This is a genomic window from Bacillus pumilus (assembly GCF_900186955.1).
GTDB classification, from domain to species: Bacteria; Bacillota; Bacilli; order Bacillales; family Bacillaceae; genus Bacillus; species Bacillus pumilus.
Genome location: NZ_LT906438.1, coordinates 2011939 through 2038310, shown reverse-complemented (window position 1 = coordinate 2038310; position 26372 = coordinate 2011939). Strand labels below are relative to the sequence as shown.

Sequence of the window (26372 nt, the reverse complement as noted above, 5' to 3'; positions counted from 1 at the left end):
GAATAACATGCAGACCCCTGTTTCTGTCAATGAAAAGAAGGAATTCATCCGGTGGTTTTTAAACCATTATCAGTTAAAGCGAAGAGAGTGCGTTTGGATATTAAATTATTTAATGAGTCACGACTCTTTGATGGAAAAGGTTCATTTTGTAGAGCAAGCAGAATTTTGCCCAAGGGGAATCATTATGTCAACACACTGTGTGGATGAAGTTCCCTTTAGATTTTATAAAGAGAATATCATGACGACAGATGCTGAAAAGTCATTTCATGATATTCGTTTGAATAAACAGCAAGATTTGTTTATTCAATTGAATTTCCGTTCTGCTTATCGTTCGCCGGAATATGCAGCTGTGCTTGAAACAAATCCTCATATTCCAAAGGATCTTTATGAGAATGAAAAAGATAAGGATCTTGCGGAGAAAGTGCTTGAACACTCGATCGCAACTTTCCAAAAAGAACGGCTTATGAAAGAGATAGATGAAGCACTTGACCGTCATGATCAAGAAACATTTAATAAGTTAGCAAGAGAATTAAGCCTATTGTCATAAACTGAACGAATAAGCCTTGCCCTATCCAGGCAGGGCTTATGTCATGAAAGAGGGGAAATTGATGAAGTTTCAAGCGGAGGATGCAGATCGCTTTTTGCAATCTAGAGATTACATTGATACCGCTATCATTCCATTAGTTGGAATAGATGTGAATCAAATCAAACAAACCGTATCTTTAGGGGAGTTTACCATTCTTGTAACAGAGGAACTTGAAAGACAGCTGAAAGGGCGGGTCTTTCTTTTTCCACCACATACATATGAAGAAGCCAATGACCGAAAACTAGAAGACATCTTCACGATGAAGCAGTCGCTAGAAGATCATTTTCAGCATGTTGTGTTGATCTCATCTGATCACCAATGGAAAGAGCATGCGGCGGTTAGTGAATCACTATTTTTGTTAAAGCCGGTTCCTCTCGAGCATTTAAAGGTAGAATTAAAGCAAAAAATTGTTCAAGACAGTGTAGAACAAATTTTGAACTTTTTGTTACAAAAGTGGAGCCCTTCATAAAAACCCTTACATTTGCATTGTACATAGCTTTTTAGGATGTTGACCTTGTGAATAGATTGATATATTATGAGGGTGTCCTAGTTTTATGAAATTTTTTCTAATTCAGTTATAAAGTAGCTGACGACCTGAGGGGGGGAGAAAAAAATGAGCGAGAAGAGACATGGAGTGTCCAGGCGTCAATTTTTGAATTACACGTTGACCGGCGTGGGGGGATTTATGGCCGCTGGAATGCTCATGCCTATGGTTCGCTTTGCGCTTGACCCTGTGCTAAAAGGAACAGAGGATCAGGATATGGTTCAAGTTGTCAGTGTAGATGAACTGACGAAGGAACCGAAGCGCTTTGACTTTAAAATTGATCAAGTAGATGCATGGTATGAGTCAAAGGAATCTAGGTCAGCATGGGTGTACAAAGAAGGGGATGAAATTGTCGCTTTATCGCCTATCTGTAAACATTTAGGCTGTACAGTGAACTGGAACAGTGATCCGAAAAATCCAAACAAATTTTTCTGTCCATGCCACTATGGGCTGTACGACAAGGATGGTACAAACGTACCCGGAACTCCGCCACTTGCACCGCTTGATCATTATAAGCAGCAAGTGAAGGACGGATACCTCTATCTTGGAAAAGCTGTGCCGAAAGGGGAAGGGTAACGATGCTTAACAAGATTTATGATTGGGTAGATGAGCGGCTAGACATTACACCAATATGGAGAGATATTGCGGATCATGAGGTGCCAGAGCATGTCAATCCAGCACATCATTTCTCCGCTTTTGTGTACTGTTTTGGCGGTTTAACGTTTTTTGTGACAGTCATTCAAGTCCTTTCGGGCATGTTTTTAACGATGTATTACGTGCCGGATATTAAAAACGCCTGGGAATCTGTCTATTATTTACAAAATGAAGTGGCATTTGGTCAGATTGTCAGAGGGATGCACCACTGGGGTGCGAGTTTAGTTATTGTCATGATGTTTTTACATACGCTAAGGGTCTTTTTCCAAGGGGCGTATAAAAAGCCTAGAGAGCTCAACTGGATTGTTGGTGTGCTCATTTTCTTTGTGATGCTTGGACTTGGTTTTACAGGTTATCTCTTGCCATGGGATATGAAGGCGCTATTTGCAACGAAGGTTGGTCTTCAAATTGCAGAAGCGACGCCTTTCATTGGTAAAGAGATCAAAACGCTGCTTGCAGGTCATCCTGACATTGTAGGGGCACAAACGCTGACGAGATTTTTCGCTATCCATGTCTTTTTCTTGCCAGCGGCATTATTTGGGCTGATGGCTGCTCACTTTATTATGATTCGTAAGCAAGGAATTTCTGGACCGCTATAAAAAATTTGCGTTTGATGAATGTTCAATGAGGAGGGGATGACTTTGCATAGGGGAAAAGGGATGAAGTTTGTCGGAGACTCTAGAATTCCGGCAGAAAGAAAACCTAACATACCTAAAGACTATTCCGAATATCCGGGAAAAACAGAAGCCTTTTGGCCGAACTTTCTTTTAAAGGAATGGCTTGTAGGTGCCGTTTTTTTAATTGGATTTCTTGTCCTAACTGTGGTTCATGCACCTCCGCTTGAGCGGATGGCTGATCCAACAGATACCGGCTATATTCCGCTGCCAGACTGGTATTTCTTATTCTTGTACCAGTTATTAAAATATGAATTTGCTGCAGGTGGCTATACGGTAGTTGGTGCGATGATTATGCCTGGGATTGCGTTTGGTGCACTGTTGCTGGCACCATTTCTTGATTCTGGTCCTGAACGCAGACCGTATAGAAGACCGGTTGCAGTGGGGATGATGATCCTTGCAGTCGGCGCAGCAACATATTTAACGTGGGAGTCTGTTGCTACTCATGATTGGGAAGCAGCGGCAAAGCAAGGTGAAATTAAGAAAGAAGCAGAGATTGATACCTCAGCGGAAGAGTATAAAATTTATCAGGAGCAGACATGTATCTCCTGTCACGGGGATAACATGCAGGGCGGAGCAGCCGGACCGTCACTTGTTGACAATGGTCTTGCACCTGAGGAGATTGCTAAAATCGCTGTTGAAGGTAAAGGCAACATGCCTAAGGGTATCTTTAAAGGCAGCGATGAAGAACTTGAAAAGCTGTCTAAATATTTATCTGAGGTCAAATCTAAATAATTCAGTTGTTTAAATGCAAGTACAAGGATATACTCAAAAGAGAAAAAGCTGGCGCTGTCAGCTTTTTTCTGATTTTAATAGATCGTGAGTGAAGAGACGTATGAGATGGATTCAATATCTGCTAGCCACGCGCTATATGCTTGTGCTAGTCTTGATAATCAATTTCCTTGGCACTGTGTACGGCTACTATTGGTATATTCCACAGCTTGTAGAGACGCCGGCTATCTTTTTAGCTTTTGTTCCAGACAGTCCAACGGCAAGCTTTTTCTTTTTATTTGTTCTACTTGCTTTTTTGATGAAACGAAACGCTCCTTATTTTGAAGCACTTGCCCTCGTGACCTTAATGAAGTACGGGTTATGGGCTGTAGGAATGAATATCTTTGTCCTTTTATCTGTGGATGATTTTCCGTGGGAAGGGTACATGCTGATTGGGTCCCACTTTGCGATGGCGGTTCAAGCCGTATTGTTTGCACCTTATTATCGTTTTAAAATGCGTCATTTGGTGGTAGCTGGCATATGGATTTTACATAATGATGTGATTGATTATGTATTTGGTATGATGCCGCGTTATTCTATGCTGTCTGCCTATACAAACGAGATCGGCTACGTCACGTTTTGGTTAAGCATTGCCGTTCTTCTTGTTTCGTATTATTTCGTCCTATCGAAAAAATCGGTCAAGCTCGAACTCCCTTAACAATATTGGTCTAACCTTGTCCTTTTCTTCATACGCTGTATGGAGAAGGGCTAGGAGGGACTTGCATGAAACGAAAGCCAATCGCGATGATTCTATTATTTTTTCTCGTATTACAGCCATCTGTTGCCAAAGGCGAGGAAACAGCCGCTAGTGTGCTGCAAGAATTAACGGAACTATCAGATTCAATCTTTCAATTAACGAGACAAGCTAAATATGATGAGGCGTTACAGGTCGCATTGTATGTTGAAAAGACATTTAAAGCTGAGGATTGGCGCGGAACGCTGACAAATACGCAGATTCGGCAAATTACAGTTGGCTATCAAGATATCATAAAAGGGCTGCCGCAGGAAGAATTGAATGAGCGCGAAAAGCTTCGTTATGCCTCTCAGTTTAGAATGCTGCTCGATGCGATCCAGTCAGACTCTGAGCCACTTTGGGGTTCGCTGGAGAAGCCCATTATGGGGTCTTTTCCTACGTTGAAAAAAGAAGTGAAGGATCCGGAATCAACGACGTTTTATGAAACTTGGAATGAGCTGGTTTCTTTATACGATATGATCTATCCGAGTTTAACCATTGATGTTTCGCCTGAAAAGCTGCAAACGATTAAGCAGCATATGGAAGTGATTGAGCAAGGTGAATTTTTAAAAGCATCAAGTGGGACAAAGCTTGAGCGCCTCACGAAGCTTGAAGAGGATTTATCGAGTGTATTTGCCCACGTTGATCAAGATGAGGCTGACCCATCGCTTTTATGGGTCATTTTAACAACGGGAAGCATCATTTTATTAACGTTAACGTATGTTGGATTTCGGAAATACCGTGCTGAAAAAGAGAAGAAGCAAAAGCGACAAGCTGATTATCCGAAATCATAAAAAAGAAGCACCATTTTTGGGCTTCTTTTTTTAATGCGGATTGAGCGGCTTTTTGTGTTCATCTAATGTGAAGCCTTCACCAAGCACATCATGCACGTCGCTGACGGATACAAACGCATGAGGATCGACTGAGGTCACGACGCTTTTGAGATGGACAAGCTCGTTTTTTGGGACGACGCAATAAAGAACGTTGCGCTCCTGTTTTGTATAGGAACCGACCCCTTTTAAAATGGTCACACCCCGCTCCATTTCCTCTGTGATTTTCTTTTGAATGATGTCATCTTTTTCAGATATGATCATGGCACCTTTGGCTGCGTAAGCGCCTTCTTGCATGAAGTCAATGACCTTCGCAGCAACAAATACTGCGACGAGTGTATACATGGCTTCTTTGTAATTTAAATAAGTAAGAGAAATCGTAATGACGCAAGCGTCGAAGATGAACATTGTTCGTCCCATAGCTACTTGATAATGCTTGTTGATGAGTCTTGCGATGATGTCCACACCGCCGGTAGTACCGCCGAACTTAAAGATGATCCCGAGGCCTGTTCCGATAAACACACCTGCAAAGAGTGCGGCTAGGGCCAAATCGTGCTGGAGAGGCATATGTATTTGAAAGCGCTGGAAGATGGCAAGAAAGACAGAAAGACTGACAGTACCTACAATTGTATAAGTAAACATCGTTCTGCCGAGCATTTTCCAGCCGATAAAAAAGATCGGAATGTTTAAGACAAGGTTTGAAATGGATGGATCAATGTGGAATAGAAAATATAAAAGCAGTGTAATACCTGTAAATCCGCCTTCCGCCAAGTTGTTCTGCATATTAAAATGAACAAGACCGAAAGAAAAAATCGCAGATCCTATTAAAATAAAGACGATATTTTTAAGACGAATTTCTTTTAGCAAGAGACCACTCCTTTTTTTGCTTAGACAGCGATAATATTATATGGTATGGGAGAGAAACAAGCAAACTGAGTTTTAAACATTTGTCAAATATTTATGATTTCGCTAACATGTAAGAGATGGATAGGAGGATGAGCTTCATGACGAATGAAAAAACGCTGCGTCACGTGCAGCAAGAAGTAGATGATTACATAGGACAATTTAAAGAAGGCTATTTCAGCCCGCTTGCCATGATGGCCCGTCTGACAGAAGAATTAGGTGAGCTAGCAAGAGAGGTTAACCATTACTATGGAGAAAAGCCGAAAAAAACAACGGAAACAGAAAAAAGCATGGAAGAAGAAATTGGCGATGTTTTGTTTGTGTTAACATGTCTCGCTAATTCACTAGATATATCACTAGAGGAAGCACATGATCGTGTGATGCATAAATTCAATACAAGAGACAAAGACCGCTGGACGAAAAAAGAAGGGAAGTAGAGACGATGACGAACCAAACCATCAAAGTAGTAATCGCTGGAGCAAGAGGAAGAATGGGGATAGAAGCTGTGAAGCTGGCAGAAGAAACGAGCCATTTTGAGCTTGTGGCAGCCCTTGATCACGCGCACGAAGGAAAAAAATTATCTGATGTGATTCATACGACATCTGAGGCGCCGATTTATACAGATATTGATGTGTGTCTTTCAGAGACAGCACCTGATGTATTAATTGATTTGACGACACCAGAAATCGGGAAAGTACATACAAAAAAGGCGCTTGAACATGGCGTGCGCCCAGTTGTCGGAACCACTGGTTTTTCTGAAGCTGACCTGAAAGAGCTACAGCAATTAACAGAAGAAAAGGGCATAGGCTGTATTATTGCGCCAAACTTTGCTGTCGGTGCGGTCTTAATGATGAAGTTTGCCAAAATGGCAGCGAATTACTTTCCTGACGTTGAAATCATTGAGCTTCATCATGATAAAAAACTAGATGCTCCGAGCGGTACTGGGCTTAAAACAGCTGAAATGATTGCAGAAGTCAGAGAAAGCAAAAAGCAAGGACATCCAAAAGAAAAAGAATTAATCGAAGGTGCACGAGGCGCAGATTATGACGGTATCCGTCTGCACAGCGTAAGACTTCCGGGTATGATCGCACATCAAGAAGTACTGTTTGGAATGGACGGACAGACGCTCACCATTCGTCATGATTCTTATAATCGTGCCTCATTTATGTCAGGTGTAAAGCTTTCAGTTGAACAGGTTATGCACATTGATCAGCTCGTCTATGGTTTAGAAAATATCATCGACTAATAAGGAGTGGATTCCTGATGAACATTGCTTTAATCGCTCACGATAAGAAAAAAAGTGACATGATCCAATTTGCCATTGCGTACCATGATATATTGGCAAATCATACACTTTACGCAACAGGGACAACAGGTTTGAGAGTGAAAGAAGCGACGGGGCTTCCCATTCATCGTTTCCAGTCAGGACCACTTGGAGGAGATCAGCAAATTGGTGCTTTAATTGCTGATAATGCAATGGATCTTGTGCTCTTTTTTAGAGATCCGCTTACCGCGCAGCCGCATGAACCGGATGTATCTGCACTTATTCGGCTATGCGATGTGTATACCATTCCACTTGCCACCAATATGGGGACCGCAGAGATTTTAGTCAGGAATTTAAATAAAGGTACGTTTGATTTTCGAGATGTAGCAAAAAACGGAGGAACAAATGAAACGACTTGATATCCTTGCATTCGGAGCCCATAGCGATGATGTAGAGATCGGTATGGGCGGAACGATTGCAAAATACGTAAAAAAAGGGGCGCGTGTCGGAATTTGCGACTTGACCCAGGCTGAATTATCCTCGAATGGAACAGTAGTGAGCCGTAAAGAGGAAGCGAAAGCGGCTGCCGCCATTTTAGGCGTGTCAACGCGAATCCAGCTCACGCTGCCAGACAGAGGTCTTTATTTAAATGACGAAGCAATGAAGGACATTGCGGGCGTGATTCGTACATACAAACCGAAGCTAATTTTTGCTCCGCATCACCAAGATCGGCATCCAGATCATGGTCATGCGGGTTCACTTGTAGAAGAGGCTGCTTTTTCGGCAGGTATACATAAATTTGAAGATTCATACAAGCAGCCAGCGCATAAAATAAGTCAGATGTATTATTACATGATTAACGGCCATCATCGTCCAGATTTTGTGATTGATATTTCTGAGGAAATGCACCAAAAGATTGATAGCTTGCATGCGTATCAAAGCCAATTTGTGAAATCGGCGCATTCAGTTGAGACACCTCTTGTGAACGGGTATATTGATTTTGTGAAAATGAGAGAGTCTATGTATGGAAGAGAAGTCAATAAAGCTTATGCAGAAGGGTTTATCACAAAGAAACCACTTTTGATCGATGACGACTTAATTGGGGGGGAATTATGAAAAAACTGAAGGTCGGAATCACTTGTTATCCAAGTGTCGGCGGATCGGGCATTATTGCGACGGAACTTGGAAAACGTTTAGCTGAAAAAGGGCACGATGTTCATTTCATTACCTCAAGTATTCCGTTTAGGCTCAATAAAGTGTATCCGAATATTTATTTTCATGAGGTGGATGTCAATCAATACGCTGTTTTCCAATATCCGCCTTATGACCTTGCATTAGCAAGTAAATTGGCAGAAGTCGCAAGACGAGAGAAGCTTGATATTATTCACGCACATTATGCGGTGCCTCACGCCGTCTGTGCGTACTTAGCGAAGCAAATGACGGGACACACAGTGAAAGTCGTTACCACGCTTCACGGGACGGATATTACGGTTTTAGGCTATGATCCATCTTTAAAGGAAGTGATTCGGTTTGCCATCGAATCATCAGACCGGGTAACAGCTGTGTCGCATTCATTAGCTGCACAGACGTATGATCTGATTAAACCGGATAAAAAAATTGATACGATCCATAATTTCGTCGATGAGCGTGTGTATTTGCGTGAAGATCATGAAGTGCTGAAGAAACATTATGGTCTCATGCAGGACGAAAAGGTCATCATCCATGTATCGAACTTCCGAAAGGTAAAGCGCGTGCATGACGTGATTCATGTCTTTAAAAAGATTTCTGACCAGGTGCATGCAAAGCTGCTGCTGATTGGTGATGGTCCTGAAAAGTCGGTTGTATGCGATCTTGTGAAAAAGCTGGAACTAACTGATCGTGTGTTGTTTTTAGGAAAGCAAGAGAAGGTAGAGGAGCTTTATTCAATTAGTGATTTGAAGCTGCTGCTTTCTGAGAAGGAGAGCTTTGGGCTTGTACTTCTTGAAGCAATGGCCTGCGGTGTCCCTTGTATTGCAACAGATGTTGGCGGAATACCAGAGGTCATTGGACATGGAGAGACAGGTTTCCTTGTCCCGCTCGGCGATATAGAAGCGGCAGCTAAACACGCAGTCTCAATACTCAAAAACAAAGCGCTTCATGAGCAAGTGTCAGCGGCGGCCCAGTCTAGCGTTCAAGCCCATTTCTCTTCTGAAAAAATAGTGAGTGAATATGAAGAGCTTTACCTAGAATTGATCGAAGGTGATGATGAAGATGAATGAACCATTCACACATGCGATCCCTATTTTACATACACTGCACGAACATGGGCATCAGGCTTACTTTGTCGGCGGAGCAGTGAGAGATGTCCTGTTAGGCAGGGAAATCGGTGATATTGATATAGCAACCGATGCAACGCCTGATACGGTCGAGTCTTTATTTGAAAAAACAGTTGATGTTGGCAAGGAGCATGGCACTGTCATTGTGTTACATGATGGGGTCAGCTATGAGGTGACGACGTTTCGAACTGAATCAGAATATGAAGATTTTCGCAGACCGAAAGAAGTGGCGTTTATCACATCCTTGAAGGAAGATCTTTTAAGAAGAGATTTAACAATCAATGCGATGGCCATGGATATAGATGGGGAGATTATTGACCATGTAGAGGGAAAAAAGGATATTGAGCGGAAACGAATTCAAACCGTAGGAGATCCTGCGTGCCGCTTTCAGGAAGATGCGCTTCGTATGATGAGAGCGGTCCGTTTTTTAAGCCAGCTTGGCTTTGAGCTCGCTCCTGAGACGGCTGAAGCGATGGAAAAAGATAAGCGCCTCCTTGCCAACATATCCGTTGAACGCAAAAAGATTGAAATGGAAAAGCTTTTAAAAGGTCGTTATTGTGAGCGGGCGATCAAGGTGCTCATTTCTACCAAATTGTATGAAGAATTGCCGGGTCTCAAAAAGGATCGTCTGCAAGAATCCTTTCAGTCATTTCCGTATTACTTACTGGATGGACTGGAAGAGGTATGGGGGGCTGTTATCCATTTGCTTGGCTTAGATGAAGCGGAGGCTGTGCTCTTCTTAAAAGAATGGAAGCTGTCAACAAAGCTTTTGAAAGACGCTGTGGCTATTAGTCAATACGTCGATTGTGACTGGGATGCGGAGAAGATGTTTGAGGCTGGTGAACACGTGCTCTTATCTAGCTTGAAGATCTCACAGCTAAAACACGAGCGCCGCATTTTCTTTGACGAGCTGGAGGCAGCGAAGCGTTCTTATGATGCACTGCCGATTAAAACGCTTCAAGACCTCGCTGTTTCAGGAAAAGATTTAATGGCCTTTCGGCAAAAGACATCAGGAAAATGGATCGCAGAAGAGCTTGATTTGGTGAAAAAGGCCGTTCTGCACAATCATTTAGAAAACCGAAAAGAAGCCATAGAGGAGTGGCTTACAGCATGCGATCAGCAATTAGAAAACGATTAATCGAACTATTTACAGCATCTAGCCAGGATTTTGTCTCAAGTCAGCAAATATGTGATGAGCTTGGCTGTTCTCGAACGGCTGTCTGGAAGCATATAGAGGACCTCAGAAAAGAGGGGTATGAGGTAGAAGCCGTCAGAAGAAAGGGATATCGCCTGCTACGTAAACCGGACAAAATTAGTGAGGACGAAATTCTGTTTGGTCTCGACACAGAGAGCTTTGGCAGGCACATTTATTTTCAGAAAGAAGTCGCCTCCACCCAGCTGATTGCCCATGATCTTGTAAATGAAGGTGCGCCCCACGGCACGCTCGTTGTCAGTGATCATCAGACAAACGGGAAAGGCCGCCTTCAAAGAATGTGGCATTCACCAAATGGGACAGGCATCTGGATGAGTCTCATTCTAAGACCTGAAATTCCGCTGCACAAAGCGCCGCAGATGACGCTTTTAGCATCTGTAGCCATCGCAGAAGCCATTGCAGAGCAAACAGGACTCAGTCCATCTATTAAATGGCCAAATGATATTTTGTTAAACGGGAAAAAAGTCGTTGGCATTCTGACTGAATTAAAAGCAGAGGCGGACCAGGTTCATGCGGTGATTATTGGCCCGGGAATTAATGTGAACCAAACGGCTGATGACTTTCCGGATGAACTAAAGGATGTCGCCACGAGCCTGCGAATGGAATTGAATGAAAAAGTGGACCGTGCTGCGCTCATCCAACAGATCATGTCCACCTTTGAAAAAAGGTATGCTGATTATATGAAGCAAGGATTTGCGCCCATTAAACAATTATGGGAATCGTTTGCGATGACGATCGGGCAGCATATTGTGGCCCGCACCGTCAATGGGCAATACACTGGAAAAGCGCTCGGAATCAATGAAGAAGGTGTTTTATTGCTTGAAACGGAGGAAGGGATCCAAAAAATCTACTCCGCAGACATCGAGATCAAGTCAACTTAAGTGGAACACCCGGCACATTTTTGATATACTTCGTGTGGGCAGTATCTGAAAAGAGCTGTACCTGTTAGAAACAAAAATTTGATAAATTTCTGCCTTGATCCTAAGGGACTTGGACAGAGGGATGATTCGCCGCGCATGAGAGATCAAAACATGTGATGTGAGGCAAGCCATCTCCTCTCCAGAATGAGGAGGAACAAATGAAGACAAAGCTAGATTTTTTCAAAATGAAAGAACAAAATGAACCAATTGTAATGCTGACAGCATACGACTATCCATCTGCAAAGCAAGCAGAAAAAGCGGAAGTCGACATGATCTTAGTCGGTGATTCACTTGGGATGGTTGTACTTGGACTCGATTCGACAGTACAAGTCACGATCGATGACATGATTCATCATACAAAAGCAGTGAAAAGAGGCGCAAAAGACACATTTATTGTGACGGATATGCCATTTATGTCTTACCATTATTCATTAGCAGAAACATTGAAAAACGCAGCACGCATCATGCAAGAAAGCGGTGCGGATGCCTTAAAGCTAGAAGGTGGAGATGGCGTATTTGAATCCATTCAAGCCCTTACAAGAGGCGGAATTCCTGTCGTCAGTCATTTAGGCCTCACACCTCAGTCAGTTGGAGTACTTGGCGGGTATAAAGTGCAAGGAAAAGACCACGAAAGTGCGCAGAAATTGATTGAAGACAGCTTAAAATGTGAGGAAGCTGGTGCGATTGCACTTGTGCTTGAATGCGTACCTGGTGAACTGACAAAACGAATTACCGACATGCTGAAGATTCCTGTGATCGGGATTGGTGCAGGGGCTGAGGCAGACGGACAAGTTCTCGTTTACCATGATGTGGTAGGATACGGCGTGTCTAGGACACCTAAGTTTGTGAAACAATACGCGCAAATGGATACTGTATTAGAAGAAGCGCTTATTCAATATACAAAAGAAGTAAAAGCACACACATTTCCAGAAGACAAGCATACATTTCATATCAAAGAAGAAGTCCTTGATGGTTTATATGGGGGGATCAAAAAATGAACGTTGTCACCCATATTCACGAGTTGAAGGAATTGATCAAGCTGCATCAAGAAAAACAGCATTCCATCGGCTTTGTCCCAACGATGGGCTTTCTTCATGAAGGACATCTGACGCTTGCGAAAGAAGCAAGAGATCAAAATGACATTGTGGTAATGAGTATTTTTGTCAATCCCTTGCAATTTGGACCGAACGAAGACTTTGAATCCTATCCAAGGGATATGGAAAGAGATCAGCGCCTTGCAGAAGAAGCAGGGGTAGATATTTTATTTACACCTGATGTGAAAGAAATGTATCCAAATGAACCATCGATCACGATGACGGTTCAAAAGCGGACTGATGTCTTATGCGGGAAAAAACGCCCAGGACATTTCGGCGGCGTTGTGACTGTGCTGACAAAGCTATTTCATCTTGTAGCACCAACAAATGTATACTTTGGTCTAAAGGATGCGCAGCAAGTCGCTGTGATCGATGCGATGATCAAGGATTTCTTCTTTGATCTTCATCTTGTCTCAGTGCCGACAGTTAGGGAAGAAGACGGTTTAGCGAAAAGTTCAAGAAATGTGTACTTGTCTGATAAAGAAAGACAAGAAGCTCCTGCTTTGTACCGCGCATTGAAAAAAGGACAGTCAGCGGTTGAAAAAGGTGAACGTGACGTCAGTCGCATTTATCAGTTGGTAGAAGAAGAAATTCTTCAAACGAGCGGGGAAATTGATTATATTGAGATTTACTCCTATCCAGAGCTTGAGCCGCTTCAGCAGTTAGCAGGTCAGGTCATCATTGCGATTGCGGTGAAATTCTCACGGGCAAGACTGATTGATAATGTGATATTCCATGTTCCTGAAAGCGGTGAAAAGCATGTATAGAACCTTTATGACTTCTAAACTTCATAAAGCGACAGTAACAGAAGCAAACTTACATTATGTAGGAAGCATCACCATTGACGAAGATTTACTTGATGCGGCAGGTATGATGGCAAATGAGAAAGTACAGATTGTCAATAATCATAATGGCGCGAGACTTGAAACTTATATTATTCCCGGTGAAAGAAAGAGCGGTGTCATTTGTCTAAATGGCGCAGCAGCAAGATTGGTTCAGCCGGGTGATGAAGTGATCATTATCGCTTATGGGATGCTTTCAGAAGAAGAAGCAAAGACACATACACCAAAAGTGGTCGTGTTAAATAAAGAAAATCAAATTGAACAAATGATTGGGCAAGAGCCTGCGAGAACGATTTTATAACGCATGCTGCAATGAAACAGAACAGTTTAAGAAAAGGAGCTGTTCTGTTTCAGCTATTTTTGCCCAGAGCGTGTTTCACTTCGAGTGGAACGAGGAATTGAGGTGTCCATTTTATGGCCGATCAAAGGTTTGTTGTCGTTGATATTGAAACCACCGGAAATTCACCTAAAAAGGGTGATAAAATCATTCAAATTGCTGCGGTGGTCATTGAAAATGGACAAATTGTCGAACGGTATTCAAAATATGTGAACCCGGGAAAAGCGATCCCTGGATTTATTGAACAGCTGACAGGCATTCAGCAGCATATGGTAGACGATGCAGTGTTTTTTGAGGACATTGCCCAAGAGGTGTATGATCTCATTCAAGGCGCTTATTTTGTTGCGCACAATGTTCATTTTGACTTGAATTTTTTAAATGATGAACTAAAAGCATGCGGGAAAAATGAGCTGGATGTGCTAGCGATTGATACAGTTGAAATTTCTAGAATTCTTTATCCAGAGCTTGAAGGCTATAAGCTCACTGAATTAAGTGAAGAGCTCATGCTTCCACATGACCACCCGCACAGGGCGGATAGTGATGCGGAAGTTACTGCCATGTTATTTTTAACCTTACTCCATCAATTAACACATACACCGCCAAATGTGCTTAAGCAGCTGCGCAGATTATCCTCTTATCTCTTAAGTGATATTGGATTTTTAATCCAGCAGCTTGAAACGAGTGATGCTAGCCGCGAAGAATCTTTTGTAGAAGTCGGCTCTTTTGCTGTTAAAGATGTCACCAATTCTGAAAAGGATACGACAGATTCAGTAGGGGAAGACGATGAACAGCTATTTGAGGAGATCAAAAAGAAGCTTCCCCACACAGTGGAAGGCTATGAAGTAAGAGAAGGCCAGCTCAAGATGATGAATAAAGTGAGAGATGTGTTTCATGAAAGAGCTTATGCTTTAATTGAAGCGGCACCAGGTATTGGAAAAACGCTTGCATACCTCATACCAGCTGCATTAGAAGCAAAGAAATCAGGAAAACCTGTCATTATTAGTACATATTCCATTCTTTTGCAGCAGCAAATGCTTCAGCGTGATGTGCCGATTTTAAATCAATTGCTTCCATTTGAGCCAGCAGCCTGTGTATTCAAAGGTCGGGCGCATTATATTTGCTTAGATAAGTTTGAGCATGTGCTGCATGAGGAAGATGATAATTATGATGTGGTCTTAACGAAGGCGCAAATATTAATGTGGCTCCTTGTGACAGAAACGGGTGATTTATCTGAACTAAATTTACCGTCGGGAGCTGCCAATATAAAAGACCGGATTTCGTGTGTGCACATGCCGTTTACATCGAAAAAGCGCCGCTTTAAGGAATACTGCTTTTATGAGCGTGCGAAAAGAAGGGCCAAAACAGCTGATTTAATTTTAACGAATCATCGCCTGCTCTTATCACAAACGGAAGCATCATCTATCTTTCAGCATGCTGACGTATATGTGATTGACGAGGCTCACCAATTTGAGAAAACAGCCAATGAAACGCTAGGGGATAGTGCGTCGTATATTCAGCTTCATGCGAAATTAACGCAGCTTGGCTCCATGCAGGGCGGTCTGTTAAAGAAGCTCAAAAAGAGATTTCACGGTGCCGGCTTACAGACGGACACCTTTATCGAAATGGATGAGTATCTCAATCAGCTTCAAATGGAAAGTGACGCCTTCTTTAGTACCGTTCATTCTTTTGTCAAAAGGACAAAACCAAAAGCAGACATCAATCGTCTCATTCATAGAGTCCGTCATCATTCGAAGCATGCGCAGTGGAAACGGATTAAAGAGACGGCAAGTAAGCTTTGTTCTTTGTTAATTGCTTGTGAAAAGCTGTATGAGCAGCAAAAAAGCGAGCTTCTTCAAAAAAGTGATCAGTTGACAGAGCACTTTGCGTTTGAAGCAGAGGAATACGATCAAGTGATGTCGTTTATGCACACATTTTGCAGTACGCTGTACCGATTCATTTTTGAACCGAAAAACGATGAAACGGTTTGGATTGAGATTGATGCAAAAGGTGCCAAAAATGCTGTCTTTATGCATGCACAGCCGCTAGATACTGGAGAGCTTTTAGCGGATCGATTTTTTATGAACAAAAAAAGTGTTGTCCTCACATCAGGGACACTCACAATCAATGGTCGCTTTGATTATTGCTTAGAACGATTTGGTCTGCAGGATTTTTATCCGCATCTTGTACAGATTGAGTCACCGTTTGAACTTGAAAAACAGCTCAAGGTTATCGTACCAGCTGATATGCCGCCGATTACGAACCGTGATGAGCGCGACTATGTAAAGCAATCAGTACGGTACATTAAGATGATGGAAAAGCAGCATCAAGCGAAAATATTGGTGTTATTTAATTCACATGAGATGTTAAAAGCAGTGTATGATGAACTGAAAACAGAAGGGATGCAAGCCGCCCTTTTTGCTCAAGGTCTGACGGGCGGTAGCCCTGTTAAATTAACGAAGATGTTCAAATTAGCAAAACATGCGATTTTACTTGGTACGGGTAGTTTTTGGGAAGGTGTCGATTTTCCTGGATCAGAGCTGACAACAGTCATTATGGCACGCCTCCCGTTTCGGCCGCCTGATTCACCGCTCATTGAAGCAAAATGTGATGCCGCTAAAAAACAGGGAAAGAACCCGTTTAAAGCCGTTGCTCTCCCAGAAGCTGTGTTAACCTTTAAACAAGGTGCAGGACGCTTGCTGCGCTCTGAAAAAGACATAGGGACATTGCTCATTTTAGACCGCCGTGTGAAAACCGCGTCATATGGAAAACTATTTTTAGAATCACTCCCTCATGCGCCGGTCCACGAGATGTCAAAAGAATCACTTGAGGCGTATATAGAGAAACTCAACAACGAAAAGCCGCTGTCATAAGCGGCCTTTAGCTGGTGTGGGTTTGGAGTTAATTTATCGTAACGGCTTTTTGTGTTCCGTTGTAAAAATAGTATCGGTTCCTGCGCCGAAAAGTATGACTAACAATATTTACGTACCGAGGAGGAATTAGAAGTGGAAAGTAAAATAGAGGTACTTTCAACTGTTCACATTAAGCATTCAGAGGACCTGTATAAAATTGTTGACTTATTGAACAGAACGCTTAAAAGAGAAGATCTCATGTTTGGATTGGCATTAGATCAAGAAGATCAAAATCAAGCGATATTTACAATATATCGCACATAGGGGAAGCTTGACATGAAAAAATAGTTTGGATCATTTCATCCGTTGTGGCTCTCGTTTTGCTCATTGGCATCATCAGCTTTACGTGGATTTATCAGATTGCCATGGGGCAAAAGGAACAAGGTCATGAGGCGGCGATTGAACGAGCAAAAAAACAAGCAAACATCGTACAAGTGGAGCAAGTAGAAACCTTTGTCGGAAAAGAAAAACAATTTATTGTTGAAGGGAAAAACAAACAAAACGAAACAACCTATGTTTGGGTACCTGCCAGCAAAAAAGAAAAAGTGATTGCAAAAAAAGCAAAAGACGGTATGACCTCAAATCAAGCAGTACAAGCTGTTCAAAAGGAGAACACAGTCTCTAAGCTAAAGGACGTTCAATTAGCAAGAGAAGGTGACGTACTCCTTTGGGAAGTGACGTACTTAAATGAAAACAATCAATACAGCTTTAGCTATGTCGACTTCTCAACAGGACATGTGGAAAAAAATGTAACACCATAGTTTCTCCTGTCTTGCGTTGACCATGCTGATTTAGAACGGTTATAATAAAATGTATGAAAAAAGAATCACACCTATCGAAAAGGTGAGCTTCTTTCTGGCTTTGGAGGGAATTATGTTGAAAACAACGATTAATCAAGTGTTCAAACATGTCGATGAAGATGTAACCATCGGCGCATGGATTGCCAATAAACGTTCAAGCGGTAAAATTGCATTCTTGCAGCTGCGTGACGGGACAGGCTTTATTCAAGGAGTCGTAGTAAAAGCAGAAGTGGAAGAGGAAGTCTTTAAGCTTGCGAAATCGGTCACTCAAGAAACATCTGTCTATGTGACAGGACAAGTAACAAAAGACGAGCGTTCACCTCTTGGTTTTGAATTGCAAGTGAAATCCATTGAAGTGATTCACGAAGCAACTGACTACCCAATTACACCAAAAGAGCATGGAACAGAATTCTTAATGGATCACCGTCATTTATGGCTTCGTTCTAAAAAGCAGCATGCCATTATGAAAATTCGTAACGAAATCATTCGTGCTACATATGAGTTCTTCCATCAAGAAGGCTTCGTGAAAGTAGATCCGCCAATTTTAACTGGAAGTGCACCTGAGGGCACAACGGAGCTGTTTGCGACGAAATATTTTGATGAAGATGCGTACCTTTCTCAAAGTGGACAGCTTTACATGGAAGCTGCGGCAATGGCACTCGGAAAAGTATTCTCATTCGGTCCAACATTTAGAGCTGAAAAATCTAAAACTAAACGTCATTTAATTGAGTTTTGGATGATCGAGCCTGAGATGGCTTTTGTCGAATTTAATGAAAACCTTGAGTACCAAGAAAATTATGTGACTCATGTGGTTCAAAGTGTACTTGAAAACTGTAAAGTGGAACTGCATACACTTGGCCGTGATACAGCAAAATTAGAAAATATCAAAACACCATTCCCACGCATCACTTACGATGAAGCAATTAAATTCTTGCAAGAAAAAGGCTTTGACGATATTGAATGGGGAGATGACTTCGGCGCACCTCACGAAACAGCGATCGCTGAAAGCTACGATAAACCAGTGTTTATCACTCATTATCCAACATCATTAAAACCATTTTACATGCAGCCTGCACCAGATCGTGATGATGTTGTTCTTTGTGCAGACTTGATTGCACCAGAAGGCTACGGAGAGATCATTGGCGGTTCTGAGCGTGTCCATGATCTAGAGCTGCTTGAAGCAAGATTGAAAGAACATGGGCTAGATCAAGAAACATACAAATGGTACACAGAATTAAGACAATATGGTTCTGTACCGCATTCAGGTTTTGGTCTTGGACTTGAACGTACTGTTGCTTGGATTAGTGGAGCGCCGCATGTGCGTGAAACCATTCCTTTCCCAAGATTATTAAACCGTTTATATCCTTAAGACGTGAAAGCCTCCAACATATGGAGGCTTTTTCAAACGTTTTTTGAAGGGGCACGTGAAATAAAACGTGATATACTTAAAGTGAAGAGGTGTATCCGATGAATAGGCAGCAATTTATTAATATGCAGCAAATGGGTTCGACCAGTTTGCCTAATTTGCTGATTGCTCATTATGAGCAGTTAGGACTGAATGAATCACAAATGATGGTGATGCTTAAGATTAAAATGAATGAAGAACAAGGTGTGTTCTTTCAAACATTTGAAGAGCTATCCAATGGCATGACCATTTCAGCTGAAGAGTGTGCGTATATGGTTCAGCATTTAATTCAAAAAGGATTTATTTCGATTCAGCCGTTTGAAGACGGGTCTGGTATTCAGCATGACCGTTACTCAGTTGAGCCTTTATGGGGCGTGCTCTATGACTTTTTAGAGGCAAAACAAGCGAAGGAAGGTCAAAAACTTCACGTACAGGCTGAAAAGTCTTTATATGCTTTATTTGAAGATGAATTTGGCAGACCGCTCTCTCCTCTTGAAGGAGAAACACTCTCGATCTGGATGGATCAAGACCATCATGATGCTGAAATGATTCGCCTAGCATTAAGAGAAGCGGTTTTATCAGGAAAATTAAATTTCCGTTATATCGACCGAATTCTGTTTGAGTGGAAAAAGAAAGGGCTAAAAACAGCGGAAGAAGCAAAAGAGCATAGCCAGCATTTCCGTTCTCAGCAAAAAGCGCCACCATCAAAAGAAGAGACGTCAACATATAAGCGACAAGTTCCTTTTTATAATTGGCTGGAACAATAACCAATAAAGGAGAAGTCATGTTATCAAAAAAACAAATCAATGAATGTTTAGATATTATAGGAGATATGTTTCCAGAGGCCGAGTGTGAGCTTGTTCATTCGAATCCATTTGAACTTGTGATCGCTGTAGCACTCTCTGCGCAGTGTACAGACGTGCTTGTCAACAAAGTGACCAAAACGTTATTTCAAAAATATAAAACACCAGAAGACTATTTAAGTGTACCGCTTGAAGAATTGCAGCAAGATATTCGTTCGATTGGCCTTTATCGAAATAAAGCCAAAAACATTCAAAAGTTGAGCAAAATGCTGATTGAAGAATATGACGGCGAAGTGCCAAAGGATCGGGACGAGCTTGTGAAGCTTCCTGGGGTGGGCCGGAAAACAGCAAATGTCGTCGTTTCGGTCGCTTTTGGGGTGCCGGCAATTGCAGTGGATACACATGTAGAACGTGTCAGCAAGCGACTTGGAATCTGCCGCTGGAAGGATTCTGTTCTCGAAGTAGAACAAACCTTAATGAAAAAAGTGCCAGAAGAAGATTGGTCTGTGACGCATCACCGCCTGATCTTTTTTGGCAGATATCACTGCAAGGCGCAACGTCCGCAGTGCGAATCTTGTCCGCTTCTTGATATGTGTAGAGAAGGGCAGAAGAGGCTGAAAAAAGGATTGGTGAAGCTGGCATGAGCGGGGCAGTTGTTTTTTCCTCATATGTCGAAAAACTAAAAGGGAAAAAGGTAGAGATGAAAGGCGATCGAGTAGACATCCTTAGAGAGCATCCACTCGCATATGATCTATCTTCAGAACCTTTAAGAGATGAACTTCCATGGCAGAAAACAGAAGAATTTGTTCCTGTGATGTTCGAACTGTGGAATGAATTAAAAGAAAAAATGCTTCCTCGTTTTCAAACAAGAAAGTCCCGGTGTGAAGAAGATGATATGCTTCAAGGGATTGTCAGTATGATTGCGATGTTTTACTGGATCAAAGGGGAGAGACTGCAAACGCTTGATTGGGAACATATTAAGCAAGAGACATTTCCTGTTGCTCCTATTAATTGGACAGAACGTTTAGAGTTCATATTGGTAAAACCGACTCAATATCACTGCTTCATTCAACTAGACGAGCTATACACAGAACTAAAAAAGCAGTATGGAAAATATGAAGCACTTAAAAAAATCAGACAAAACCGTTAAAAAAAGCACTTGCCATATAGGCAAGTGCTCAGCGTGTAGACAAACCCTCGCATTCGTTGTCAGGTCTGCGCGCTAGTGCTCACGAATGTTCAATTCGCTCCGCGCCAGTGCTCGCCCTTCCTAGACTTCAAAGGTTTTCTATCACGCTGAAAAGAAGACAAAGTGCTAAAATAAACATCATTTTAGCACTTTGTCAACAATATAAGCACTTGCCATATAGGCAAGTGCTTTTTCATTATTCATTTTCTTTTCGATTAGGAGAAGTTGATTGCGAACTTGAGTTTTGAGAGTTCGTTTTCGCATCATCTTTCTTTTTATCTTTATTGTCAGTTTGTGAATTGCCGTTCCCATTTGTACTGTCTGAACCATCATCGGAAGAACCATTATTTCCGTTTTCCGTATTTCCGCCTTGATCCTGATCCTTATCTTTGTCTGGATCTTTTTTATCATCTGGCTTTTGCTCATCAGTGCCTGGGGGTTGATTTTTGTTATCGTCAGTCTGGTCTGTCTGCTCGTCGTCAGGCTGCTGCGGTTCTTCTTCTTCTTTGTTCTCATCATCTGCTTTTTCTTCCTTATCTTCATCATCTTTGATGGTGAGGAAGGTAGAAGCTGCTTTACTTGTGACATCCTCTACAGTGGCTGTCACTTGGAATTTATAAGTAGAGCCAGGCTTTACATCAGAGATGACCGCTTCTTTAGCAGAACTGTTTTGAATCTCTTTATAGCCGCCGTTATCTACCGCTTGTTTTACATTAAATGTAGCATCTGCGTCGTTATCATAGCCCCAAGTCAGTGTGATGGATTTTTTCTCTTCATCATACACTGCTTTTAGATCAGAAGGTTTATCAGCTTCTTTTTTCTCATATGTGTCAGACACTTTTGTCGGAACCGTACCTTTTACAAAGTATTCTGTTGTCTTCTTCTCACTAGGTGTATTTGGTCCGGCCAATTTCGCTGGATCCGATCCTTTTTCAACCGTAGCTTCTACGACACTGTCTGGTTTTTCAAATGAGCCGCTTCCATCATCAATTTGAGAAATTAATCGCTGGAAGACGAGTTTGGCAACACGCTGCTCATAATCTGTGAGCCACATTTTGCCGTCCGCATCTTTTGAGTTACCGATCCCAGTCCAAACGGCTGCTGTATATTGCGGCGTATAACCAACAAACCACGAATCTTTCGCACCGCCAGAAGGAATATTGTATTTATTGATATCATCTTGTGTAAAGTTCGTTGTACCTGTTTTACCAGCCACTTGAACGTTCGGTACTTGTGCAAGTGTCCCAGTTCCAGATTGGACAGCAGTTTTCAGCATATCTGTGACCATAAAGGCTGTGTAATCACTCATAGCCGCTTTGGAATCTGGCGTTAGGTCAAGCTTTGTACCGTCATTAAATTCAACAGACTTGACAGCATGCGGTTCGTTATAATATCCATTATTACCGAATGCACTAAAGGCCCCAGCCATTTTTAGAGAGGACACGCCATCGTCAAATCCACCGATTGAGTAAGATTCTGGAATGTCAGACGGTAAGTCCATACCTAAATTATTGGCGAATTGAACGGCATTGTCTGTCCCAGCTTCTTGGAAAGCTTTTAGGGCAGGGATGTTTCGTGATTGTGCCAAAGCACTTCTCATCGACATTTTCCCTAAATGTCTTCTGTCAAAGTTATTAATTGGTGTACCGTTTGAGTACGTATACGGTGCATCATCAATTTGCTGGTACGTTGACCATTTTTTGTTTTCAATGACTGGACCGTAATCTAAAATTGGTTTGATCGTTGAACCTGGCTGACGTTTTGCATCAGTCGCATAGTTAAAGCCGCCGGCTGGTACATCACGTCCACCGCCAATAGCGCGAATTTCACCATTTTTCGTATCAAGCAGAGTAACACCTGCCTGCATACCTTTCGTAAATCCAACTGAATCTCCATTGATAATATCATCTAGGTGATCCTGTGCTTTTCGATCGAGTGAAGTATAGATTTTTAGTCCATCTGTTGATACATCCACTTTGGCTTTTTTCTGTACTTCTTCCATGACTTCTTCAATGTAAGCAGAATACTTACTTGAGTTTTGGTTCTTATATTTATCAGCAGGGATGACAGTTTTGCTGACAGGGGTTGCTTTTGCAACTTCATAGTCTTTCTCTGAAATGTAGCCTTGTTTTTTCATGAGCCCTAGCACGATATTGCGGCGTTTTTCCGCTGCCTCAGGATTTTTCACTGGGTTATAAGCAGAAGGACTCTGCGGCATACCTGCAAGTGTGGCAGCCTGTGCAACCGTTAGTTTATTTAAATCTGTCACGCCGAAAAATTGTTCAGCCGCTTTCCCAACACCGTAAGCATAAGGTGAGAAGAAAATGCGGTTTAAATACATTTCTAAAATTTCATCTTTAGAGTACTTTTGCTCAAGCTGAATCGAGAGCCATACTTCCTGTACTTTACGTTTTAACGTTTTTTGATTGTTAAGTAGAGTGTTTTTCACAACTTGCTGTGTAATTGTACTTCCACCTTCAGCTCCAAAACCGTCCTCGACGTTTGCGACAAGGGCACCGCCAATACGGATTGGGTCAATCCCGTGGTGTTTATAAAAACGTGCATCTTCCGTTGCGATAAATGCTTCTTTTACCACATCGGGTATATCTTTAATCGAGACATACGTTCTTTTTTCCGCACCGACTTCTGCAAACACTTTCTTGTCTATGTCATAAAGCTTTGAAGAATATGGTGTTTTGAGCTTACTATCATCAATTGAAGGAGCGCTCGATGCAAAAACGGCAAAAGTTGTGATTCCGGCCACTACACAAAGAAGACCGATCACGAGTAAAGATAAAAATATTTTTTTAAATAGACCTGCTTTCTTTTTGCCTTTTTTGTTCTTTTGCTTCTTATTGTTTTCTTGACTTGCTTTACGTCGCTGTTCACGACTTGTAAATTGATCAGACATCACATCTCAACCTTTCGTGTTAAACCTTTTTCGAACGTCATTGCTACTTACTTTCATCCGAAAAATGAAGTGTCTCCACTACTTTAATATAATCAATTCTTGGCGAATATCCAAGTGTCATTAAGTGGCCGGCTTCCATTAATTCATCTTTACTAATGGATTTCCGGCCGTTTAGCTTCTGCCGCTCCCAGAAGAAAAAGAGATCTGGAGCGGGCAAATAATAAACGGAGCCAAATGCGGATATAATAACGAAACAAATGCCGCCTAGCTTTTCAACCTGTTTCATATGCTCAATTTGATGGTCGTGGAAATTTTTGAGCGGAAACGAGGTGGTGCTTTTGGTCTCCTTTGCTTCAAAATCGATATAGCGCCCTTTGTACACTCCATTATAGTCTGTTGTGGATGATTGCTTAAAATAGGCTTCTTTGATCACAGCAGCGCTTCTTTTTGGATAATCCACATTCACAATCTGAACGGGGGTAGGCTTTTTATGAATGACTGCGATCCCATTGACCAAATAGTACTGGTTGGTTTCATTTAAGTCAGCCTCAAGCGTCATCCCGCGGTTACTATAAGAGGATTCGCCGCTGATTCTTTTTTTTGTCCCAATTGGTTGAATGGGCTGATACGATTTTCCGTTTGGATACCGAATCATCAAGTTTCAGCCTCCTTTTAATGCATTTTGTATTGGAGAGATACCTATGTTGTCACAAGAAGAGTACATCATCACTCAGCATATATTGCGTGAAACGAAAGTGAAAAATAAAGACAACCTGACGAGGACAAATGCTTACAAGCGCTTTTATGATCGTCATCCAGAGATGAAATGGTCGCTGCTTGCTTCCTTTGTCTCGAGAAATGCTGGATGGTCTATGACGGATCTAAAGGGCGAGCTCTTCCATCCAGGTTTAACAGATCAAGAGGGGCACCTTTTTTTCACAGCATATGAAAGAGCGAATTGGCTGATCTTTTCGGATGCTTACCCTCAGCTTCTTTTGTATGAATGGTCTAAGCGGTGCGGCAAACCCTTGTTCCATCTGCTTCCGTATTTTTCTGTATCTCGTTTTATGAGCACTGAGTGGGAACGTTTTTGGCTAAAGCGTGACACAGAGCGCCTGCTTTATGCACTCATCATAAATGAACAATATACTATACAATCTCCTATTATACAAAATCCTCTACTGAAAAAGAATGTTTTTCACTCGATTCAATATCTGTTTAGCGAGTGGGGACATTTTCAAACCGTTGTTTTTCCAACGGTGGACGGGCATTTGTACGGGTTAACCATACGGAAGTTTCCCCACGTAAAGGAGCGTATTTCATTAGGGAAAAAACTAGCGAAACTATTATTTCGGGCCGATTTATTTTCGGGTTTTTATCATTTTTTGCATACTGTTCCGCATACCGGATCACGGTTTGATTTTGAGCCGTTTTTAGGGATCGCTAGAAGGTCAACACCTTTTCTTCGAACTGTTTATCCAGTGATGACACATTCATTAGACGATCAAAGAGAAGATTGGTTTCAAAAGAAATTGAGCTCATCTTTGTTTGATGCAGAGACGTTGCCAAAACAAATTGAGCTGACCGACTGGTATTTTCATAAAAAAGACAGCTTCGTTTTCTTTTCTCATTAGAGCACTATTTTTTGCATAAATAAAAAGCAGGGGGTACCTGCTTTTTTTACGTGGATGGTCGATTAGGACCGCCGAGCTTTTTATCAAGCTGGTCTGTACTGTTTTCTTTCCCTTTTGGCTTTTGCTCTTTTGGTGCTGGCTGCTTTTTCATGAAATCTACCTCCTTTGTCCTTAGAATTTACACAATCGGACGCAATCATACAAAGAAGGACAAGCATATGTCGAAAAGGAAGAAATAGCGCTCATCTACACTTAGATTGGCGATTTGCTTCTAGTTTTGTCATGTGTGAAGGAGGGTGTGAAAGAAAAGAGAATGTAACGAGAGACGATAAAGGAGGAATCTGATGATGAGCGAATTTGTATCAAAAGAATCCATTTTGCAGTTATTAGAGGAAATCGAGCGAAAAATTGATGCGGTGGAAGAAGAGCTGTCTCTTGCTGTGAACGAAACAACACGTGCAGCCATAGAGGAGCAAGAACAAATGATAGACCGGCTTGAATCAGAAGTAAAGGACTGTGAAGTGCAGATTCACGCAGCTGAGTATCAACTGGCGGCAAGACCGGCATACCACGCAGGGTAGCTTTCTATTTGAGCAATAAGTAAACGTTTGATAGGATGGTTCATAGAGGTGAACACTTTGGATAATCAAACATTACTTGAACATACACAAGAGCTGAGAATATGGATCGAAGAGGCGTATGAGCAGTACCAAAAGGGAAAGGCTGAAGAGGGATACCCCGTATATGATTTTCACACAGAAATTCAGCCGGCCGTTGAGTCATTTGATCAGAGAATGGAAGAGTGGCTCACTGCTGCGATCTCGTTTATTCATCTGGCGAAGCCTAGATATTTACACGAAGAACAGCTTGAAGCCGTCAAAGAAAATGGGAAAGAGGTTGTCCTGCAATCTTATTTTGGCAAACAGCATGCACCCCGTGTGAAAAATTTAGTTGAGTCAGTGATTTACACACTGAACCTTTTAATAGAAGAAATCAACAAGCGCAGCTGAAGACATCGCTGCGTTTTTCTTATGGCTGCTT

At 42.0% G+C, this 26372-nt stretch carries 30 protein-coding genes and 1 pseudogene; 27 read left to right on the top strand and 4 right to left on the bottom strand.

Translation table 11 applies throughout. The features are described from left to right. Positions 1 to 7: 7 nt before the first annotated feature. From CKW02_RS10305 to ypjB, 7 genes are all read left to right on the top strand, one after another. Positions 8 to 547: a ReoY family proteolytic degradation factor gene (locus tag CKW02_RS10305; protein WP_003215573.1), complete on the top strand. Its 540-nt coding sequence runs from the start codon at positions 8 to 10 to the stop codon at positions 545 to 547. 61 nt (positions 548 to 608) lie between these two features. Continuing rightward, positions 609 to 1055, top strand: coding sequence for a YpiF family protein (locus CKW02_RS10300; protein ID WP_034620430.1), 447 nt, complete (start codon positions 609 to 611; stop codon positions 1053 to 1055). A gap of 144 nt (positions 1056 to 1199) precedes the next feature. Continuing rightward, positions 1200 to 1706, top strand: a complete 507-nt coding sequence (locus tag CKW02_RS10295; RefSeq protein WP_007500911.1) for a ubiquinol-cytochrome c reductase iron-sulfur subunit — start codon at positions 1200 to 1202, stop codon at positions 1704 to 1706. Between the two features lie 2 nt (positions 1707 to 1708). After that, on the top strand, positions 1709 to 2383 hold the full coding sequence (gene qcrB, locus CKW02_RS10290; RefSeq protein WP_003215804.1) for a menaquinol-cytochrome c reductase cytochrome b subunit: 675 nt from the start codon (positions 1709 to 1711) through the stop codon (positions 2381 to 2383). Positions 2384 to 2425: 42 nt separating this feature from the next. Further along, positions 2426 to 3193 carry a menaquinol-cytochrome c reductase cytochrome b/c subunit gene (locus CKW02_RS10285; RefSeq protein WP_003215888.1) on the top strand — a complete coding sequence of 256 codons (768 nt, stop codon included), beginning with the start codon at positions 2426 to 2428 and terminating at the stop codon, positions 3191 to 3193. 100 nt (positions 3194 to 3293) lie between these two features. Then, positions 3294 to 3887: a lipoprotein heptaprenylglyceryl N-acetyltransferase LhaT gene (gene lhaT / locus CKW02_RS10280; RefSeq protein WP_003215758.1), complete on the top strand. Its 594-nt coding sequence runs from the start codon at positions 3294 to 3296 to the stop codon at positions 3885 to 3887. 65 nt (positions 3888 to 3952) lie between these two features. Further along, positions 3953 to 4756: a sporulation protein YpjB gene (gene ypjB, locus CKW02_RS10275; RefSeq protein ID WP_003215475.1), complete on the top strand. Its 804-nt coding sequence runs from the start codon at positions 3953 to 3955 to the stop codon at positions 4754 to 4756. 30 nt (positions 4757 to 4786) lie between these two features. Here the strand turns inward: ypjB and CKW02_RS10270 are convergent, their stop codons facing one another. After that, a complete protein-coding gene (locus CKW02_RS10270) occupies positions 4787 to 5659 on the bottom strand; it encodes a YitT family protein (RefSeq protein WP_003215598.1) in 873 nt (290 codons plus the stop codon). 137 nt (positions 5660 to 5796) lie between these two features. Between CKW02_RS10270 and CKW02_RS10265 the strand changes: the two genes are divergently transcribed. From CKW02_RS10265 to CKW02_RS10185, 17 genes are all read left to right on the top strand, one after another. Further along, positions 5797 to 6132, top strand: coding sequence for a nucleotide pyrophosphohydrolase (locus CKW02_RS10265; RefSeq protein ID WP_003215805.1), 336 nt, complete (start codon positions 5797 to 5799; stop codon positions 6130 to 6132). A 5-nt stretch (positions 6133 to 6137) separates the two neighbouring features. Continuing rightward, complete coding sequence (gene dapB, locus CKW02_RS10260; RefSeq protein WP_003215980.1) at positions 6138 to 6941, top strand: 4-hydroxy-tetrahydrodipicolinate reductase; 804 nt, start codon at positions 6138 to 6140, stop codon at positions 6939 to 6941. Between the two features lie 17 nt (positions 6942 to 6958). Further along, entirely contained in the window at positions 6959 to 7378 is a 420-nt protein-coding gene (gene mgsA / locus CKW02_RS10255; protein ID WP_003215895.1) for a methylglyoxal synthase, read from the top strand. Next, positions 7365 to 8075, top strand: a complete 711-nt coding sequence (gene bshB1, locus CKW02_RS10250; RefSeq protein WP_003215484.1) for a bacillithiol biosynthesis deacetylase BshB1 — start codon at positions 7365 to 7367, stop codon at positions 8073 to 8075. The genes mgsA and bshB1 overlap by 14 nt, the downstream gene beginning before the upstream one ends. Beyond that, positions 8072 to 9217 (top strand): N-acetyl-alpha-D-glucosaminyl L-malate synthase BshA, encoded by a 1146-nt coding sequence (gene bshA, locus CKW02_RS10245; protein WP_003215477.1) that lies wholly within the window; start codon positions 8072 to 8074, stop codon positions 9215 to 9217. Before bshB1 ends, bshA begins: the two co-directional genes overlap by 4 nt. Further along, a complete protein-coding gene (locus CKW02_RS10240) occupies positions 9210 to 10412 on the top strand; it encodes a CCA tRNA nucleotidyltransferase (protein ID WP_003215685.1) in 1203 nt (400 codons plus the stop codon). Before bshA ends, CKW02_RS10240 begins: the two co-directional genes overlap by 8 nt. Next, a complete protein-coding gene (locus CKW02_RS10235) occupies positions 10385 to 11368 on the top strand; it encodes a bifunctional biotin--[acetyl-CoA-carboxylase] synthetase/biotin operon repressor (protein WP_003215865.1) in 984 nt (327 codons plus the stop codon). Before CKW02_RS10240 ends, CKW02_RS10235 begins: the two co-directional genes overlap by 28 nt. 197 nt (positions 11369 to 11565) lie before the next feature. Further along, entirely contained in the window at positions 11566 to 12405 is an 840-nt protein-coding gene (gene panB / locus CKW02_RS10230; protein ID WP_003215996.1) for a 3-methyl-2-oxobutanoate hydroxymethyltransferase, read from the top strand. Next, complete coding sequence (gene panC / locus CKW02_RS10225; protein ID WP_003215637.1) at positions 12402 to 13268, top strand: pantoate--beta-alanine ligase; 867 nt, start codon at positions 12402 to 12404, stop codon at positions 13266 to 13268. The genes panB and panC overlap by 4 nt, the downstream gene beginning before the upstream one ends. Continuing rightward, a complete protein-coding gene (gene panD, locus CKW02_RS10220; RefSeq protein WP_034620444.1) occupies positions 13261 to 13644 on the top strand; it encodes an aspartate 1-decarboxylase in 384 nt (127 codons plus the stop codon). The genes panC and panD overlap by 8 nt, the downstream gene beginning before the upstream one ends. Positions 13645 to 13757: 113 nt before the next feature. Next, positions 13758 to 16550 carry an ATP-dependent DNA helicase DinG gene (gene dinG / locus CKW02_RS10215; RefSeq protein ID WP_003216142.1) on the top strand — a complete coding sequence of 931 codons (2793 nt, stop codon included), beginning with the start codon at positions 13758 to 13760 and terminating at the stop codon, positions 16548 to 16550. A gap of 132 nt (positions 16551 to 16682) precedes the next feature. Further along, positions 16683 to 16853, top strand: coding sequence for a YpmA family protein (locus CKW02_RS10210; protein ID WP_003215469.1), 171 nt, complete (start codon positions 16683 to 16685; stop codon positions 16851 to 16853). A gap of 20 nt (positions 16854 to 16873) precedes the next feature. Then, on the top strand, positions 16874 to 17350 hold the full coding sequence (gene tseB, locus CKW02_RS10205) for a cell wall elongation/penicillin-binding protein regulator TseB (RefSeq protein ID WP_095117831.1): 477 nt from the start codon (positions 16874 to 16876) through the stop codon (positions 17348 to 17350). Between the two features lie 115 nt (positions 17351 to 17465). Beyond that, entirely contained in the window at positions 17466 to 18758 is a 1293-nt protein-coding gene (gene asnS, locus CKW02_RS10200; protein WP_095117942.1) for an asparagine--tRNA ligase, read from the top strand. Between the two features lie 98 nt (positions 18759 to 18856). Continuing rightward, positions 18857 to 19561: a DnaD domain-containing protein gene (locus CKW02_RS10195; RefSeq protein ID WP_003215839.1), complete on the top strand. Its 705-nt coding sequence runs from the start codon at positions 18857 to 18859 to the stop codon at positions 19559 to 19561. Positions 19562 to 19578: 17 nt separating this feature from the next. After that, complete coding sequence (gene nth, locus CKW02_RS10190) at positions 19579 to 20241, top strand: endonuclease III (RefSeq protein WP_003215968.1); 663 nt, start codon at positions 19579 to 19581, stop codon at positions 20239 to 20241. Then, the gene (locus tag CKW02_RS10185; RefSeq protein ID WP_003215857.1) at positions 20238 to 20747 is read left to right on the top strand and encodes a YpoC family protein; all 510 of its coding nucleotides are present in this window, start codon (positions 20238 to 20240) and stop codon (positions 20745 to 20747) included. Before nth ends, CKW02_RS10185 begins: the two co-directional genes overlap by 4 nt. Positions 20748 to 20982: 235 nt before the next feature. On the opposite strand, the gene CKW02_RS10175 is transcribed toward CKW02_RS10185, so the two are convergent. Further along, the gene (locus tag CKW02_RS10175; RefSeq protein ID WP_003216026.1) at positions 20983 to 23697 is read right to left on the bottom strand and encodes a PBP1A family penicillin-binding protein; all 2715 of its coding nucleotides are present in this window, start codon (positions 23695 to 23697) and stop codon (positions 20983 to 20985) included. 43 nt (positions 23698 to 23740) lie between these two features. Beyond that, positions 23741 to 24352 carry a Holliday junction resolvase RecU gene (recU, locus tag CKW02_RS10170; RefSeq protein ID WP_003215988.1) on the bottom strand — a complete coding sequence of 204 codons (612 nt, stop codon included), beginning with the start codon at positions 24350 to 24352 and terminating at the stop codon, positions 23741 to 23743. A 46-nt stretch (positions 24353 to 24398) separates the two neighbouring features. Here recU and CKW02_RS10165 point away from each other — a divergent pair. Continuing rightward, a pseudogene (locus CKW02_RS10165) lies at positions 24399 to 25354 on the top strand (DUF2515 domain-containing protein). A 23-nt stretch (positions 25355 to 25377) separates the two neighbouring features. On the opposite strand, the gene sspM reads toward CKW02_RS10165, so the two are convergent. Continuing rightward, positions 25378 to 25482, bottom strand: coding sequence for an acid-soluble spore protein SspM (gene sspM, locus CKW02_RS10160; RefSeq protein ID WP_012010346.1), 105 nt, complete (start codon positions 25480 to 25482; stop codon positions 25378 to 25380). Between the two features lie 196 nt (positions 25483 to 25678). Here sspM and CKW02_RS10155 point away from each other — a divergent pair, with 196 nt between their 5' ends. Next, positions 25679 to 25912: a DUF5446 family protein gene (locus tag CKW02_RS10155; RefSeq protein ID WP_231953199.1), complete on the top strand. Its 234-nt coding sequence runs from the start codon at positions 25679 to 25681 to the stop codon at positions 25910 to 25912. Between the two features lie 48 nt (positions 25913 to 25960). Beyond that, positions 25961 to 26341, top strand: coding sequence for a YppE family protein (locus CKW02_RS10150; RefSeq protein WP_223251160.1), 381 nt, complete (start codon positions 25961 to 25963; stop codon positions 26339 to 26341). The last annotated feature ends 31 nt before the right edge of the window (positions 26342 to 26372 follow it).

Coding starts and splice junctions, on each gene's coding strand:
- CKW02_RS10305 (WP_003215573.1), top strand. CDS start 8: ATGCAGACCCCTGTTTCTGTCAATGAAAAGAAGGAATTCATCCGGTGG.
- CKW02_RS10300 (WP_034620430.1), top strand. CDS start 609: ATGAAGTTTCAAGCGGAGGATGCAGATCGCTTTTTGCAATCTAGAGAT.
- CKW02_RS10295 (WP_007500911.1), top strand. CDS start 1,200: ATGAGCGAGAAGAGACATGGAGTGTCCAGGCGTCAATTTTTGAATTAC.
- qcrB (WP_003215804.1), top strand. CDS start 1,709: ATGCTTAACAAGATTTATGATTGGGTAGATGAGCGGCTAGACATTACA.
- lhaT (WP_003215758.1), top strand. CDS start 3,294: ATGAGATGGATTCAATATCTGCTAGCCACGCGCTATATGCTTGTGCTA.
- ypjB (WP_003215475.1), top strand. CDS start 3,953: ATGAAACGAAAGCCAATCGCGATGATTCTATTATTTTTTCTCGTATTA.
- CKW02_RS10265 (WP_003215805.1), top strand. CDS start 5,797: ATGACGAATGAAAAAACGCTGCGTCACGTGCAGCAAGAAGTAGATGAT.
- dapB (WP_003215980.1), top strand. CDS start 6,138: ATGACGAACCAAACCATCAAAGTAGTAATCGCTGGAGCAAGAGGAAGA.
- mgsA (WP_003215895.1), top strand. CDS start 6,959: ATGAACATTGCTTTAATCGCTCACGATAAGAAAAAAAGTGACATGATC.
- bshB1 (WP_003215484.1), top strand. CDS start 7,365: ATGAAACGACTTGATATCCTTGCATTCGGAGCCCATAGCGATGATGTA.
- bshA (WP_003215477.1), top strand. CDS start 8,072: ATGAAAAAACTGAAGGTCGGAATCACTTGTTATCCAAGTGTCGGCGGA.
- CKW02_RS10240 (WP_003215685.1), top strand. CDS start 9,210: ATGAATGAACCATTCACACATGCGATCCCTATTTTACATACACTGCAC.
- CKW02_RS10235 (WP_003215865.1), top strand. CDS start 10,385: ATGCGATCAGCAATTAGAAAACGATTAATCGAACTATTTACAGCATCT.
- panB (WP_003215996.1), top strand. CDS start 11,566: ATGAAGACAAAGCTAGATTTTTTCAAAATGAAAGAACAAAATGAACCA.
- panC (WP_003215637.1), top strand. CDS start 12,402: ATGAACGTTGTCACCCATATTCACGAGTTGAAGGAATTGATCAAGCTG.
- panD (WP_034620444.1), top strand. CDS start 13,261: ATGTATAGAACCTTTATGACTTCTAAACTTCATAAAGCGACAGTAACA.
- dinG (WP_003216142.1), top strand. CDS start 13,758: ATGGCCGATCAAAGGTTTGTTGTCGTTGATATTGAAACCACCGGAAAT.
- CKW02_RS10195 (WP_003215839.1), top strand. CDS start 18,857: ATGAATAGGCAGCAATTTATTAATATGCAGCAAATGGGTTCGACCAGT.
- nth (WP_003215968.1), top strand. CDS start 19,579: ATGTTATCAAAAAAACAAATCAATGAATGTTTAGATATTATAGGAGAT.
- CKW02_RS10185 (WP_003215857.1), top strand. CDS start 20,238: ATGAGCGGGGCAGTTGTTTTTTCCTCATATGTCGAAAAACTAAAAGGG.
- CKW02_RS10175 (WP_003216026.1), bottom strand. CDS start 23,697: ATGTCTGATCAATTTACAAGTCGTGAACAGCGACGTAAAGCAAGTCAA.
- recU (WP_003215988.1), bottom strand. CDS start 24,352: ATGATTCGGTATCCAAACGGAAAATCGTATCAGCCCATTCAACCAATT.
- sspM (WP_012010346.1), bottom strand. CDS start 25,482: ATGAAAAAGCAGCCAGCACCAAAAGAGCAAAAGCCAAAAGGGAAAGAA.
- CKW02_RS10155 (WP_231953199.1), top strand. CDS start 25,679: ATGAGCGAATTTGTATCAAAAGAATCCATTTTGCAGTTATTAGAGGAA.